Consider the following 13,582-nt stretch of genomic DNA (forward strand, 5'->3'; position numbering starts at 1 on the left):
GACACCTCCTGCATCCAAGCCTGCATCCGAGCATGCTCCGAGATGCCCCCACCCTCCCCGACGCGGTCGGGTGCCCGCACGCCGGGTCCGTCGTACCTGTGGAGGAGCGGTCGCGCGAGCCGCCGTACGACGGCAGCGTGGCCGCCATGACCTACACCCCCACGATCACCTGCCAGGCCGACCTCGAAGAGGCCTGGCGCCATCTGATGCGACCGCTCGGCTTCTCCGGACCGAGCCTGTGGTTCATGGCCGTCACCCCCGACGATCGGGCCTTCCCGCACCTCACTCAGATCGAGGACTGCCACCGGGTGCCGGCGCCCGAGGAGGTGCTCTCGATGGTCGCCGGCGTCGGCGCGATCCTCGACGACGTGACGCCCGGGGCCCGGATCGCCTTCCTCCGGACCCGCCCCGGGCGCGGCGGGGTCGACGCGGAGGACCGCGCCTGGGCGCGCGCCCTGTACGGCGCCGCCCGCGCGACCGGCGTCGCCCTGGAGGTCGTGCACCTCGCGACCGACCGCGACGTGTGGCCGCTGCCGGCCGACGCGGCCTGAGCGGTCGGTCCTGTCAGCGGGACGCGCTCCCCCGCGGCCGGGGATCCGTTCTAGTTTCGCCCGGTGACCAAGCTGATGCTCGCCCTGTGGGGAGCCGACCACGCCGCGCTGCGCGAGGCCGCGCTGCGGACCGACCTGGCCGCGGCCGGCGTACGACGGCTGCAGCTGAACCTCGACGACGCCGACGTGGCGCCAGCGATGCGGATCCCCACCGACGAGCCGATCAGCGCGGTGGTGAGCACCTGGACCGAGGGCGACCCCGCAGCGGTCCCCGCGCTGCTGGCCGGCGCGGCCGACCGGGTCGCGGGCTGGTCGGTGGACGAGCGGCGCCGGCTGGACCCGCCCGAGGTCGCCGACGGCGAGCGGGCGGACACGCTGGCCAACGTGGCGGTGCTCCGCAAGCCCGCCGAGCTGGAGACGGCCGAGTGGATGCGGCGCTGGATGGTCGACCACACGCCGATCGCGATCCGCACCCAGGCGACCTTCGGCTACCTGCAGAACGTGGTCGTCGAGCCGGTCACCCCCGACGCGCCGTACGTCAGCGCCTTCGTGGAGGAGCTCTTCCCCAGCGCCGGGATGACCGACATGCACGCGTTCTACGGCAGCGGGGGCGACGACGCCGAGCTCGGCCGCCGGCTGGAGCTGCTGATGGGCAGCGTGGCCCGGATCGGGGCCGACCGCAACCTCGACCTGGTGCCGACCAGCCGCTACACCTACGCGCTGGGCTGAGAGGTCTGCCGGACCGTCCCGTCGAGCGCGGCGACCAGTACGGCGGAGTCGCTCTGCGCGGTCAGCACCGAGACCCGGATCGCGTCGCCCGCGGGGTCGCGGGGACCGGACACGTCGACGGTCCAGCCGGTCGGCTCCTCGACCTGCGCCTCCGCCCGGTCGGCGAGCGAGCGGAGCACGGCGACGTCGAGGTCGGCGAGGTCGAACCGGGCCGCGCCCGTGCTGCCCTCGGAGTCGGGCGTCAGCTCGCCGTCCCACCGCCAGGTCGCGCTGCGCTGCGAGGACGCGTCGCGCAGCAGGTCGACGAAGGCCTCGTCCGCCCGGACCAGGAGGGCGAAGGCCTCGGTGCCGTCCTGCTCGTCGCAGACGGCGTCGAGGAGCACCGCGAGCGCGGCGAGCAGCGGAACGAGGGGCCGGCGCACGGGTTGACTCGCGTGACGTCCCGACCCCGCACGGACGTCACACGAACAGGGACAGCACCATCACGAACCCGAGGCCGCTGACCGAGAGCACCGTCTCCATCAGCGACCAGGTCTTGATGGTCTGGCCGACGGAGAGCTTGAAGTACTCCTTGACGAGCCAGAACCCGGCGTCGTTGACGTGGGAGAAGAACACCGAGCCGGCGCCGACCGCGAGCACGACCAGCGAGGTCTCCGCGGTGGACATGCCCTCGACCAGACCCAGCATCAGCGACGCCGCGGTGATCGTCGCGACGGTCGCCGAGCCGGTCGCGAGCCGGATCAGCACGGCCACCACCCAGGCCAGGAGGTAGACCGAGATGTTGGCGTCCTTGGCCCAGTCGGCGAGCAGGGTGCCGACGCCGGTGCGGACCAGCACCTCCTTGAACCCACCGCCGGCGGCGACGATGAGCAGGATCCCGGCGATGCCCGGCAGGGCCGACTCGACGGTGCCGCTGACCTTCTTCAGGTCCATGCCGGAGCCGACGCCGAAGGTGAACATCGCGACCAGGACGGCGATGAGCAGGGCGACGACCGGCTCGCCGATCACGTCCATGACCTGCTGGAACGAGTTCTCCTCGTCGTTGACGACGATCTCGGTCACCGCCCGGCCGAGCATGAGGACGACGGGCAGCATCACCGTCGACATCGTGACGACGAACGACGGCCGCGGCCCGGACTCGTCCTGCTCGCGCCCCTCGAACGTGTCGGGGGCGGGGACGTCGACCCAGCGCCCGGCGACCGCGCCGAAGAGCGGGCCGGCCACGATGACGGTCGGGACGGCGACCAGCAGGCCCAGCCCCAGGGTCACGCCGAGGTCGGCGCCGAGGGTGTCGACGGCCGCCACCGGCCCGGGGTGCGGCGGCACGAACCCGTGCATCGCCGAGAGGCCGGCGAGCGCCGGGATGCCGACGGTGATCAGCGAGACCTGGGCCCGGCGGGCGACCAGGTAGATGACCGGCATCAGCAGCACCAGGCCGATCTCGAAGAACATCGGCAGGCCGATGATCGCACCCACGGCCGCCATCGACCAGGGCAGCATCCGCGTGCTCGACCGACCGACGATGGTGTCGACGATCTGGTCGGCGCCACCGGAGTCGGCGAGCAGCTTGGCGAACATCGCGCCCAGGGCGATCAGGATGCCGACGCCGGCCGTCGTGCTGCCGAAGCCCTCGGTGAACGTCGTCAGCACGTCGCCGACGTTCTGGCCGGCGACGATGCCGACGGTCAGGCCGCCGATGATCAGCGCCAGGAACGGGTGCAGCTTGGCGACCGAGATCAGCAGGATCAGCAGGGTGATCGCCCCGAGGGCGGCCACGACGAGCTGCCAGCCCGGCGCCACCGGGTCGTAGATGTCACCGGTGGCCAACGGGAGCACGGCTGTGGTCATGCCCGGACGTACCCCTCCACGATCTCGTCGACACCCTGCGCGACGTCGAGGACGACGCCGCCCTCGTCGGGCTCGAGCGGCTCCAGGGTGGCCAGCTGGGAGGTCAGCAGCGAGGCGGGCATGAAGTGCCCGGGCCGGGCGGCCTGGCGGCGCTCGATCACCTCGCGGCTGCCGGTGAGGAGCACGAACTCGATGCCCGGGGCGTGGTGGCGGAGCTGGTCGCGGTACTTCCGCTTCAGCGCGGAGCAGCTCATCACGCCACCCTCGGCGTGCTCGGCCAGCCAGCCGCCGACGGTCTCCAGCCACGGGTAGCGGTCGTGGTCGTCGAGCGGCTCGCCGCGGCTCATCTTGGCGATGTTGGCCTCGGGGTGGAGGTCGTCCGCGTCCGCGAAGGGCACCCGGAGGCGCTGCGCGATGGCGGCCCCCACGGTGGACTTGCCGGAGCCCGAGACGCCCATGACGACGATGGGATGGGTCACCCCGACACCGTAGACGACCGGTGCCGGGGTGATCCGGGGTGATCCGGGTGGGACGTCAGGCGGTGGCGCCCTGCGACTCCCAGTACTCGTTCAGCGCGCCGTTGGTCTTCACGAACCAGATGATCGGGCCGACGATGATGAACATGCCGGGGAAGTACCAGAGGCCGGTGATGCCGCTGACCTTCGGGTCCTGGCCGCGCAGCTTGCGCAGGTTGCCGACCTCGGACGACAGCAGGTAGGGGTTCACGATGCCGACGAAGATCGCGAGGATCAGCGCGATCGCGCCGCCGATGCCCTGGCCGCTGTGCTGCTTCATCTCGTCGTGGGTCTTGAAGTAGTAGAACCAGCCGTAGATGCCGAAGGTGACGATGAACAGCAGGATGCAGACGCCGGTGCTGCGGATCTTGCCGACGGGACCGGCCGTCGGGACACCGCCGTACGGCGGGGGCGGCGGGGCGGCGTACTGGGGATCGGACATGGTCGCTCCTGGTGCGAAGGGGACGAGAGTTCGCCGAACCCTAGCGGGGTAAGAGCGCGTCCGAGACGAATTCGGCGGCTGCTCGCTCGAAGACCGATCCGTGGCGCAGCATCGCGTGCTTGCCGCCGGGCACCGTGCGCCACTCGACCTCGGTGGTGCGGGCGAGCCGCTCGGCCACCGCGGCCGCTCGCTGCGGGCTGGCGATCCGGTCGGCGTCCCCGTGCACGACCAGCACCCGCCGCCCCCGGAGGTCGGCCCCGTCGGTCGGGTAGACCCACGGGTTCAGCGCCACCACGCCGACGACGTCGGGCTCGGAGCCCGCCAGCAGCGCGGCCCGGCCGCCGAGCGAGTGGCCGACCAGGCAGGTCGGCAGCCGCCGACCCAGCCGCTCGCGGATCTCCCCGAGCGCCCAGTGGGCGTCCATCACCGGCGTGTGCTCGGCGTCCCAGCCGCGGTGGGAGTTGAGCAGCCGATAGACCCCCACCCGCCCGCGGGTCGCCCGCGCGATGCGCCGGGCGACCGGCACCATCCGCAGGACCGACAGCTGGGTGGGCTGGACCATCGGGTTGCCCGGGCGGGAGGCGCCGCCGTGCAGCACGAGGACGGCCCCCTCGGGCCGACGTGGTTCGGCGACCGGGACCAGCCGGGGCTCAGCCACGCTGCGCCCTCGCGATCGACACCCTCACGACCGACGTCGCAGGGCCTCGGGCTTGTGCACGGCCGTGCCGCCGGACTTCTCGCTCCGGACGAGGTACTGCGGCTCCTCCTCGCTGGCCCGGACCGTGCGGCCGCCGGCCTCGGTGTCGCTGGTGATCTTCTTCTCCACCTTGCCGACGGCCGTGCCACCGTGGCTGTCCCACTCGACCTCGTCGCCCTGGCGGAAGCTCTTCGCGCTCATGTCCTGCGGGTACCCCGAGCGCAGTCGACGCACGTCGCGGCCGCGGGTCGGGCCTCCAGCCGCTCCTCGGGGATCGCTCGACGGCACGTCGCGCAGGTCCCGTAGCTGCCGTCGGCCACCCGGGCCAGCGCCGTGTCGACCTCCTCCAGACGGGCCAGCGCCTGCCGGATCAGGGTGTCGAGCTGGGAGCGCTCGAAGGCGATCGTCTGGCCCTCGGGGTCGTGCTCGTCGTCGGCGTTCGAGTCGCGGGACGCCTCGACCATCCCGCCGAAGTCGCCCCGCAACGCGGCGAGGCGCCGTACGACGACGTCGCGCTCGGCCCGGAGTCGCTCGGCGGGGTCGGTCATCCGCCGGGGCTCGTGCTGGGAGCGGACGGGGACGGTGAGGTCGAGCCGCTCGGCGCCGGCGTCTCCGACGGGGTCGGCGTGGGGCTCTGCGACGGGGTCTCGCTCGGCGTCTCGGAGGGCTCCGCCTCGGTCGGCTCGCCGCTCGGGGTCGGCGTGGGGTCGTCGGACGGCTCGACCGGCTGGTCGTCGTCCTGGTCCTGGTCGCCCCGGTCCGGCCGCTTCTGGTCCCCCCGGTCGTCGTCCTGGGACTGCCCGCCCGAGCCGGTGAGCCGGCTGAAGGAGGTTCCGCCGCTGCCGTCCGTCCCGCCGGTGTACGACGACACCGGCTTGCCGCCGAGCAGCTCGAACGCGCTCAGCGCCAGCACCACCGCGACGAAGGTCCCCGCGGCGAGCAGGCCGATCCGCTTCCAGGGCAGTCCGGTCCGAGGCCGCTCCTTCACCGCGTCGAGGTCCTGCCGGGCCTCGGCCAGCTGCTCGTCGGCGTGCTCGAGGTGAGCCTCGACGGCCGGGGCGTCGTCCTGGCGGCGCGCGGCCCGTCGTACCTCCGCCTGGGCGATGCCGACCTTCTGCAGGGCGCTCCCCTGGACCCGCGCGACCTGCTCCCGGCTGGTGGCGAGGCCGCGCGTGTAGAGGGCCGTGCCGACGGTGGCCGCGACGCTGCCCAGGGCCGCGCCGACGAGGGTGCCGGCGGCGCCGAGGGTGGAGAGCAGCACCGCGGTGGTGACCGCGGCGAGGGCGCCCGCGAGGGTCTTCAGCCAGTCGATGTCGAGCTTCGGGTCCGGGTCAGGTGGTGCGTCAGTCATCCCTTTCGACGGTACCGACCGGCACCCCCCGACCCCGACTCCTCAGGACGTCGGTCGCGTCACGTTCGCCGGCCCACCCGCTCCAGCAGCGTGACCACCTCGAAGTGCGCGGTCTGGGGGAACATGTCGAGCAGCCGACCCGTGACCGGGCGGTACGACGGCATCGCGGCCAGGTCCTTGGCGAGCGTGACGGCGTTGCAGCTGGAGTAGAGCACGTGCGGCACGCCCGACGACTCCAGCCAGCCGGCCAGCTCGGGGCCGATGCCGCGGCGGGGCGGGTTCACGACGACCAGGTCCGGCGCCGCCGGCTGGGCCGGCGCCCAGGCGGTCGCGTCGGCGGCGACGAAGGCGACGTCGGGCAGCTCGGCCGCGCTGGTCCGCGCGCTGCTGACCGCCTCCTCGCTGATCTCGACGCCGGTGACCCGACGCCCGGGAGCGGCGAGGTGGAGGGCGAAGCCGCCGACGCCGCAGTAGAGGTCCCAGACCGTGGCCGGGGCGAGGTCGGCCACCCAGGCCGCGGCCTGCCGGTAGAGCTCGGCCCCGACGTGGCCGTTGGTCTGGAAGAAGCTCTGCGGGCGCAGCTGCAGCAGCACGTCGCCGGTGCGCATCGGCAGGGTCGAGCCGACCAGCAGCTCCTCTCGCTCCCCCTCCAGCACCGCCTTGTGCGCCGGCTGCAGGTTGACCGACACGACCTCCAGCGGCAGCTGCTCGGCCAGCCACGGGAGGTGCTTGCGGATCCGGGCCACCGACTCCGTCGAGCGCAGCACGAACCGGACCATCAGGCCGCCGTCGGGCGAGACCGTGACGATCAGGTGCTTCAGCTCGCCGCTGCGCTGCGGGACGTCGTACGGCGTGAGCGCGGCGCGGGTGACGAACGCGGCGAGGACCGGCATCGCGTCGGCCAGCCGCGGGTCGTGCAGGCCGCAGCCGCGCAGGTCGACGCCGCCGCCGGCCCGGTCGAGGATGCCCAGCGTGGGCGCCTCGACCGTCCCGGCGACGACCATCTTGGCCTTGTTGCGGAACCCCGACTCCGGGCTGGTGACCGGCGGCAGCCAGACCGTCCCGGGCCACGGGGCGAGCAGCTCCGCGTTGCGCGCCTGCTTCGCCGCGACCTGCCCGTCGTACGCCTGGCCCATCCAGGTGCACGACCGGCAGGCGCCGGCGTCGAAGTAGTCGCACTGCATGACGGGTCCTACCAGCGGTCGTGGATCGCCTCGCGGAAGTAGGTGTCGTAGAGGCGGGTCACCCCGTCCAGCAGCTCGGGGGCGAGCGCGGGCAGCGAGCCCGCGGCCGCGTTGGCCCGCGCCTGGTCGGTGTTGCGGGCGCCCGGGATCACGGTCGAGACGCCGTCGAGCTGGGCCACCCAGGCGAGCGCGACCTGGGCCGCGGTCGCGTCGGCCGGCCCGTGCTCGGCGACCAGCTGCGTGAACTCGCGGGCCGCGGCCACCCCGGCCGCGTAGTCGACGCCCGAGAACGTCTCGCCGACGTCGAAGGCGCTGCCGTCGCGGTTGTAGGTGCGGTGGTCGTCGGCGGCGAACGTCGTGCGCTCGTCGTACTTGCCGCTGAGCAGTCCGGAGGCCAGCGGCACCCGGGCGATGATGCCGACACCGGCCTCGCGCGCGGCCGGCAGGACGGCGTCGAGCGGCTTGAGCCGGAACGCGTTCAGGATGATCTGGATGCTCGCGACGTGCGGCCGCGCGATGGCGCTGAGGGCCTGGTCGACGGTCTCGACGCTGACGCCGTACGACGCGATCGCGCCCTCGGCGACCAGCGTGTCGAGGGCGTCGTACGTCGCGTCGTCGTCGATCGTCGCGCTCGGCGGGCAGTGCAGCTGGACCAGGTCGAGGGTGTCGACGCCGAGGTTGCGGCGCGAGCGGTCGGTCCAGGCGCGGAAGTTGTCCATCACGTAGTTGGCCGGGACCTGGTCCATCCGGCGGCCCATCTTGGTGGCCACGGTGATGTCGTCGCGACCGGCGATGAAGCGACCGATCACCTGCTCGCTGCGGCCGTCGCCGTAGACGTCGGCGGTGTCGAAGAAGGTCACGCCGGCCTCGACGCTGGCCTCCAGCACCGCCGTCGCGTCGGCCTCGGTCACCTCGCCCCAGTCAGCCCCCAGCTGCCACGTGCCGAGCCCGATCACCGACACGTCCCGGCCGGTGCGGCCGAGCCTCCTGTGCTCCATCTGCGTCCCTTCGAGAGTCCGGCCCCCATTCTGCGGGTCGGCGGAAGGGACGACGCATCCGGGGACGACCACGATGCGTCAATTCTGGCGATGACAGCGCTGTGGCACGGGGCTTCGCTGGATCGAGGGCCGACTCCGACCCGCTCGTCCCCCACCCCCGGAGGTCCTCGTGCGTCACCTGATCGCTGCGGCCAGCGCCGCCACCCTGTCCCTCGTCGCCCTGGCGCCCGCTCCCGCGCCGGCCGGACCGCCCGGGCACGGCGGCCACCATCACGCCTCCTCGCTCCGGCCCGTCACCTCGCTCGACGGCCCGCGCGGCGTCGACGCGCTCGGCCGGGGCCGCACCCTGGTCACCGAGTCCGACGGCTCGTTCAGCCTGGTCGTGGAGCGTCACCGCAAGCGCGCGCGGGTGATCCCGCTCGGCAGCGTCGCGCCCGGCTTCGCCCCCGCCGTGGCGGCCGGCAGGCGCGGCACCGTCTACGTCCTCACCGGCGCCGCCGGCGAGCCCGGCAGCCCGCCGGTCCCCGGCTCGGCGACGCTCTTCAAGTGGCGCCCCGGGTACGACGCCCCGGTCGCCGTGGCCGACATCGCGGCCTACCAGGCCACCGACCCGGACCCCTACGACCTGGAGGACCTCCCCGAGGACAGCAACCCGTTCGGCCTGGCCGTGCTCCGCAACGGCTCGGTCCTGGTCGCCGACGCCGCCGGGAACGACGTGCTGAAGGTCGCCCAGGACGGCACCATCACCACGGTCGCCCGGATCAAGCCGCGCACGGTCGAGGTGCCGGACGGATTGCCGCCGACAGGCCCGGACGGCAGCCCGCTGCCGCCGGCCGGCACGCCGATCCCGTCCGAGGGCGTGGCGACGTCCGTCGCGGTCGGCCGCGACGGCTCCATCTACGTCGGCGAGCTGCGCGGGTTCCCGGCCACGCCGGGCACCTCGCAGGTGTGGCGGATCAGGCCCGGGGCCACGGGGGCCGTCTGCGACCCGGAGGCGCCGTACCGGGGGGCCTGCAAGCGGTTCTCCGACGGGCTGACCTCGATCGTCGACCTCGCGACCGACGACCGCGGCACGGTCTACGCACTCTCGCTCTCGAAGCTCAGCTGGCTGGCCGTCGAGCTGGGCGTGCCCGGCGCCGAGGAGGGCGAGCTGCACGCCCTCCAGCGGTCCCGTCACGGGGTCCGCGCGAAGGAGCTGGCGCCGGGCGCGCTCATCACCCCGGGCGGCGTCGACGTCACCGGCCGTACGGCGTACCTCACCGGGCCGGTCTTCGGTCCCGGGTCGTTGAGCAAGCTGAAGATGGACCTCGGCCACCAGCGACGGCACCGCCGCCGGTAAAGACCGCGTTCCTCAACGAGTGCTCGGATCTTCCCGAGCGGATCAGCAGATTCCCCGCGGGACCGCTAGGCACGGAGTTAAGGTTCCCCGTTCCGGAGTCAGCGGCAGAGGGTGAAGATGCGGCGTTACTTGGTGGTCACGATCATGGCGATCGCTGTCGTCTGTGGGTTGACGCCCGCAGTGCCGGCGCAGGCAGTGACTGGCACTGCGGTCGTCAACCCCGTGGACGGGGGAACCGTTGTCACTGGGTTCACGACGTTCTCGGTCCAGATGAACGAGCCGGCCGGCAACTACCACCTGCTGGTCTTCGGCTGCGACTCTCGCTATTACCGGTGGGTCGACTTCGTCCACGACGGCACGGCCCGACGCGTCACCCTCACCTTCCCGGCTCTCACCTGTGCGGGCTGGGACTACCACGCCAACCTCTTCACCGGGACGAGCACGGACCCCGGCAACGAGACCGAATTCATCACGGGCAACGGCTTTCGCGTCCGACCGCCAGCACCTCGACCCGTGATCGATAGCTTCTCGTTGTCAGAGACCACCATCTGGCCGGCTGTCGTTGACGGCTACAAGGACGAGGTTCAGATCCAGTGGGATGTCGCCAACTACGAGGACCGGGTCCGTGTCGACATCGTCAACTCCCGTGGGGAGGTCGTCGCCTCCCGACACGATTGGATCGGCTACTGGACCTGGAAGGGGCGTACCGACGGCCGGGTCCGCGTCGGCCAGTACCGGGTTCGGATCACTGCCACGAACGAGGACGGAGTCACCGTCCAGCAAATCAAGAACCTTCGCGTGCGACACGGACGGATGCCGGGGACGCGCACGTACGACTACGCCGGGGCCAGCGCCACGAGGCGCACGGTCAAAGGCAACTGTTTCAAGAGTCGGTCCGAGGGCGAGCTCACACTCGACTGCTGGAACGGCGCTTACGCAGAGGCGGTCTTCGACTTCCGGGTGCACAAGAAGGCGCGAGGCCTGAAGTGGAGAGTGTCCGGCAGGAACAACTGCTGTGACAGGGGGACAGTGACCAAGACAGGTCGGCGCGTGAGCCCGACGACCTTCCGGGTGACGGTTCGCGTGACCGGGTGGCGTTCCTACACCATCCGCCGCGTGCGTCTGCGCTACGACGCCCGCATGATGTTCCGAGACCAGTCAGGTCGTTGAGCCGGCGTCGCGTAGACCCGTCCCATCTGTTCGCGCGGACTCGCCCAGCCTCTCGTGGAGCTGGGCGCGGACCTGCTCCGGCGTGACCTGCGCACGCTGACGCTGTCCGCGCGCGATGATGGCGCCGGTGGCGGCGACTCCCGCCACGCCGGCGATGCCGAGCACCTTCCACAGCTTCACGAGGAGCTCCCTTCCATGATCGAGCGTCGATGAGCGACCTGTCCCTGGACGAGGCCGTCGACCTGACGCGCACGGGCGACCTGTGGCTGTTCCGCGGCCGCTCCGCCGCCGACCACGCTATCCGGGTGCTGACCAATGCGCCGGTCAACCACGTCGGCATGGCGATCGTGATCGACGACCTGCCGCCGCTGATGTGGCACGCCGAGCTGGGCAGGGGCCTGCTCGACGTGTGGGCCGGCAAGCACCAGCGCGGCGCCCAGCTGCACGACCTGCGCGAGGCGGTGGTGCAGTGGACCGGCCGCTACGAGCAGCACGGGTGGCTGCGGCAGCTCGACGTACCGCCGACGGGCGAGGTGACCCGGGCGATGGAGGACGCCGCGCTCCGCACGGTCGCGCGCCTGGACGGCACGCCGTTCCCCGCGACGGCCGCGCTGGCCGGCCGCTGGTTGCGCGGCCGGGCCCACCTGGTCGCGCCGGCGGAGACGACGTACTGCGCCGAGGTGGTGGCCGCGGCGTACTCCGCCATGGGGCTGCTCGACGACTGGCCGCCGACGAACTCCTACGACCCGGGCCGGTTCTGGTCCGGCGACGACCTGGACCTGCGGCTCGGTGCCCGGCTCAGCGAGGAGATCCGGATCAGTCCCTCGTCGTGACCCGCAGCAATCCGTGGTCGGCCCCGTCGGACTCCCAGGTGGAGCCGCCGATCCGGGCGAAGGCGGCCAGGTCGTCGACCATCTCGTCGTCGCCCTCGAACACCGACGGCAGCCAGTCCCGGATCGCGTCCAGGTCGAGGTAGAACGCGGCGTTCGCGTCGTCGGCGTGCTCGACCACCTCGTCGAACCCGTCGACGTCGCCCAGCCCGTGTTCGGACAGCAGCCGGTCGCGCCAGGCGTCGTTCGGCCCGACCGCGAGCGCGTCGTCGCCCGAGCTGGACGCGAGGAGCTCGCGCCCCTCGGCCGGCACCTTCGGCGTGACCCGGTCGAGCAGGTCGACCAGCGGCGCGGGGTCGCCCGAGACCGTCAGTCCGCCGGCGATGTCGCCGAGGTCGCCGGACTCGAAGGCGGCGACGTCGGTCCCGCCGGACAGCGCGAAGGCGAGCGTGCGTCCCGTGAGCAGCTCGGTGTCCTCGGGGAGCCGGAGACCGGTGGCCTTCTCCAGCTCCTCGACCAGGTCCTCCGGACTCAGGAAGAGGCCGAACCCCGTGAAGGGCGACATCGCGCCGTCCAGGAGGACGTCGAACCAGCCCTCGCCGAAGCCGGCGGAGTAGGCGACCGCGGTGTCGGCCGGCAGCGCGCGCAGCGCCTCGCCTGCTCCGGGACCGCCGAAGGACTGCGGCCCCAGCACGCTCAGGTCACCCGCGGTCTCGACCTCGACCGCGCCGCCGTCGAAGCGCAGCGTGACCGCCGCGCCCTCGAACGCACGCAGCCGCTCCTGGAGGGCGAGGACCTCGGGCGACGGCTCCGGCGTGGCCGGCTCCTGCTCCTCCTGCTGCTCCTGCTCCTCCTCCTGCTGCTCGTTCAGCTCGGCGTAGAGCGGGTCGGCGCACGCCGACCACTCCTCCATGAGGGCTTCGAGCCGCTTCTCGTCGACCTCCTCGTCGGTCATCAGCTCGTCGGGGTAGGGGCACTTCTTCTCCACCTCGGCGTAGGCCGCGCTCATCTCATCGTCGACCTCGGCATCGAAGTCGGCGTGGAACTCCGTGACCATCGCGCCGACGGTGTCGGCGTACCAGGCGCCGGCCTCGGGGGCGGCGTACAGGTGCACGACGCCGGGGTCGCCGGCCGCCTCGGTCCACTTCTGGAAGTCGGCGTCCTCGGCGAGGGTGCCCTTCTCGCGGTCGGCGACCACCCGGTCCACGGTCTTCTGGTCCTCCGCCACCACGGCCCACTCGCCGTCGATGTCGAAGCCGATCTCGTCCTCCGCTCCGCCGCAGGCCGCCAGCTCGGAGAGCCCGTCGCGGGCGGCGTCGGCGTCGGCCAGCTGAGCGACGACCACGACGGTCGGCTCCTCGCCGTTCGGCAGCGCGGCGATCGCACCCCGGTCGCCCAGCCAGTCGGTGACGTCGTCGGCCGAGACGTCGCAGCCCTCGGACTTCAGCACGGCGTCGAGCACGGTGTGCGTCACGTCGACGCTCGCGGGGTTGCCGCCGAGGTCGAGCTCCTTCGAGAGCGACGGGACCTTCTTCAGCACGTCGAGCGCCGCCAGCTTCTGCTCCCCCGACGGGTCGAGGTCGATCGCGGCGTACCCCAGGACGCCGGCGGGCAGCGCCTCGGCCGGCTGCGGACCCGTGCTGGAGTACCAGTAGGCCCCGAAGGCGGCCGCCGTGATCGCGCCGACGCCGAGCAGGCCGCCGCCGGTCAGGAGCCAGCGCTTCCGTCGTCCGGGGCGGGGCGCGCGCGGCTCGCGGATGAAGCGGCCACCGCCGCCGGACTCTAGGACCTCGGCAGCGCCGGTGGCGTGGTCGGGAACGGAAGCGTCGGAGCGGGGGGTCTCAGGCACGCGCGGAGCGTGTCACGCGTCGTACGACGGCGCGGGCGAACCCGCGAAGCGGCACCGAAGGTTCACCGACTGGTCCAGG

General features: G+C 72.8%; 17 protein-coding genes. 5 read left to right on the top strand and 12 right to left on the bottom strand.

The window, feature by feature from the left end; all coding sequences use genetic code 11:
* The first annotated feature begins 32 nt into the window (after nt 1-32).
* Entirely contained in the window at nt 33-551 is a 519-nt protein-coding gene (locus V7S47_RS07355; protein ID WP_336560961.1) for a hypothetical protein, read from the top strand.
* A 63-nt stretch (nt 552-614) separates the two neighbouring features.
* Complete coding sequence (locus tag V7S47_RS07360) at nt 615-1,280, top strand: hypothetical protein (protein WP_336560962.1); 666 nt, start codon at nt 615-617, stop codon at nt 1,278-1,280.
* Here the strand turns inward: V7S47_RS07360 and V7S47_RS07365 are convergent.
* The 10 genes from V7S47_RS07365 to V7S47_RS07410 all read right to left on the bottom strand — a co-directional run bounded on the left by V7S47_RS07365 (nt 1,265) and on the right by V7S47_RS07410 (nt 8,315).
* Nucleotides 1,265-1,702, bottom strand: coding sequence for a hypothetical protein (locus V7S47_RS07365; RefSeq protein WP_336560963.1), 438 nt, complete (start codon nt 1,700-1,702; stop codon nt 1,265-1,267). The two genes, V7S47_RS07360 and V7S47_RS07365, sit on opposite strands and share 16 nt — an antisense overlap.
* Before the next feature lie 37 nt (nt 1,703-1,739).
* Nucleotides 1,740-3,128 carry a GntP family permease gene (locus V7S47_RS07370; RefSeq protein ID WP_336560964.1) on the bottom strand — a complete coding sequence of 463 codons (1,389 nt, stop codon included), beginning with the start codon at nt 3,126-3,128 and terminating at the stop codon, nt 1,740-1,742.
* Nucleotides 3,125-3,586 carry a gluconokinase gene (locus V7S47_RS07375; protein WP_442945334.1) on the bottom strand — a complete coding sequence of 154 codons (462 nt, stop codon included), beginning with the start codon at nt 3,584-3,586 and terminating at the stop codon, nt 3,125-3,127. The genes V7S47_RS07370 and V7S47_RS07375 overlap by 4 nt, the downstream gene beginning before the upstream one ends.
* A 76-nt stretch (nt 3,587-3,662) precedes the next feature.
* Entirely contained in the window at nt 3,663-4,085 is a 423-nt protein-coding gene (locus tag V7S47_RS07380; protein ID WP_211753124.1) for a DUF4234 domain-containing protein, read from the bottom strand.
* 40 nt (nt 4,086-4,125) lie between these two features.
* Nucleotides 4,126-4,743, bottom strand: coding sequence for an alpha/beta hydrolase (locus V7S47_RS07385; protein WP_336560966.1), 618 nt, complete (start codon nt 4,741-4,743; stop codon nt 4,126-4,128).
* 24 nt (nt 4,744-4,767) lie between these two features.
* Nucleotides 4,768-4,983, bottom strand: coding sequence for a DUF2945 domain-containing protein (locus tag V7S47_RS07390; RefSeq protein ID WP_336560967.1), 216 nt, complete (start codon nt 4,981-4,983; stop codon nt 4,768-4,770).
* Nucleotides 4,980-5,330: a TraR/DksA family transcriptional regulator gene (locus V7S47_RS07395; RefSeq protein WP_336560968.1), complete on the bottom strand. Its 351-nt coding sequence runs from the start codon at nt 5,328-5,330 to the stop codon at nt 4,980-4,982. Before V7S47_RS07395 ends, V7S47_RS07390 begins: the two co-directional genes overlap by 4 nt.
* Nucleotides 5,327-6,133: a hypothetical protein gene (locus tag V7S47_RS07400; RefSeq protein ID WP_336560969.1), complete on the bottom strand. Its 807-nt coding sequence runs from the start codon at nt 6,131-6,133 to the stop codon at nt 5,327-5,329. Before V7S47_RS07400 ends, V7S47_RS07395 begins: the two co-directional genes overlap by 4 nt.
* Nucleotides 6,134-6,192: 59 nt before the next feature.
* Nucleotides 6,193-7,317, bottom strand: coding sequence for a 23S rRNA (uracil(747)-C(5))-methyltransferase RlmC (rlmC, locus tag V7S47_RS07405; RefSeq protein ID WP_336560970.1), 1,125 nt, complete (start codon nt 7,315-7,317; stop codon nt 6,193-6,195).
* 8 nt (nt 7,318-7,325) lie between these two features.
* Nucleotides 7,326-8,315: an aldo/keto reductase gene (locus V7S47_RS07410; protein WP_336560971.1), complete on the bottom strand. Its 990-nt coding sequence runs from the start codon at nt 8,313-8,315 to the stop codon at nt 7,326-7,328.
* Between the two features lie 169 nt (nt 8,316-8,484).
* On the opposite strand from V7S47_RS07410, the gene V7S47_RS07415 reads away from it, so the two are divergent.
* Nucleotides 8,485-9,654, top strand: a complete 1,170-nt coding sequence (locus V7S47_RS07415; RefSeq protein ID WP_336560972.1) for a ScyD/ScyE family protein — start codon at nt 8,485-8,487, stop codon at nt 9,652-9,654.
* Nucleotides 9,655-9,765: 111 nt separating this feature from the next.
* Complete coding sequence (locus V7S47_RS07420) at nt 9,766-10,824, top strand: hypothetical protein (protein ID WP_336560973.1); 1,059 nt, start codon at nt 9,766-9,768, stop codon at nt 10,822-10,824.
* On the opposite strand, the gene V7S47_RS07425 is transcribed toward V7S47_RS07420, so the two are convergent.
* Nucleotides 10,813-11,004, bottom strand: coding sequence for a hypothetical protein (locus V7S47_RS07425; protein ID WP_336560974.1), 192 nt, complete (start codon nt 11,002-11,004; stop codon nt 10,813-10,815). The two genes, V7S47_RS07420 and V7S47_RS07425, sit on opposite strands and share 12 nt — an antisense overlap.
* 29 nt (nt 11,005-11,033) lie before the next feature.
* Here V7S47_RS07425 and V7S47_RS07430 point away from each other — a divergent pair, with 29 nt between their 5' ends.
* Nucleotides 11,034-11,657, top strand: a complete 624-nt coding sequence (locus tag V7S47_RS07430) for a hypothetical protein (protein WP_336560975.1) — start codon at nt 11,034-11,036, stop codon at nt 11,655-11,657.
* Here the strand turns inward: V7S47_RS07430 and V7S47_RS07435 are convergent.
* Entirely contained in the window at nt 11,641-13,503 is a 1,863-nt protein-coding gene (locus V7S47_RS07435; RefSeq protein ID WP_336560976.1) for a hypothetical protein, read from the bottom strand. The genes V7S47_RS07430 and V7S47_RS07435 overlap by 17 nt on opposite strands.
* Nucleotides 13,504-13,582 lie beyond the last annotated feature (79 nt).

It is taken from the genome of Nocardioides sp. CCNWLW216 (assembly GCF_037120545.1).
GTDB classification, from domain to species: Bacteria; Actinomycetota; Actinomycetes; order Propionibacteriales; family Nocardioidaceae; genus Nocardioides; species Nocardioides lianchengensis.

Bases quoted from the DNA above. Each gene is read 5' to 3' on its own strand.
- V7S47_RS07375 (WP_442945334.1), bottom strand. From the start codon at position 3,586: ATGGGCGTCTCGGGCTCCGGCAAGTCCACCGTGGGGGCCGCCATCGCG.
- V7S47_RS07395 (WP_336560968.1), bottom strand. From the start codon at position 5,330: ATGACCGACCCCGCCGAGCGACTCCGGGCCGAGCGCGACGTCGTCGTA.
- V7S47_RS07355 (WP_336560961.1), top strand. From the start codon at position 33: ATGCTCCGAGATGCCCCCACCCTCCCCGACGCGGTCGGGTGCCCGCAC.
- V7S47_RS07400 (WP_336560969.1), bottom strand. From the start codon at position 6,133: ATGACTGACGCACCACCTGACCCGGACCCGAAGCTCGACATCGACTGG.
- V7S47_RS07390 (WP_336560967.1), bottom strand. From the start codon at position 4,983: ATGAGCGCGAAGAGCTTCCGCCAGGGCGACGAGGTCGAGTGGGACAGC.
- V7S47_RS07430 (WP_336560975.1), top strand. From the start codon at position 11,034: ATGAGCGACCTGTCCCTGGACGAGGCCGTCGACCTGACGCGCACGGGC.
- V7S47_RS07370 (WP_336560964.1), bottom strand. From the start codon at position 3,128: ATGACCACAGCCGTGCTCCCGTTGGCCACCGGTGACATCTACGACCCG.
- rlmC (WP_336560970.1), bottom strand. From the start codon at position 7,317: ATGCAGTGCGACTACTTCGACGCCGGCGCCTGCCGGTCGTGCACCTGG.
- V7S47_RS07410 (WP_336560971.1), bottom strand. From the start codon at position 8,315: ATGGAGCACAGGAGGCTCGGCCGCACCGGCCGGGACGTGTCGGTGATC.
- V7S47_RS07380 (WP_211753124.1), bottom strand. From the start codon at position 4,085: ATGTCCGATCCCCAGTACGCCGCCCCGCCGCCCCCGCCGTACGGCGGT.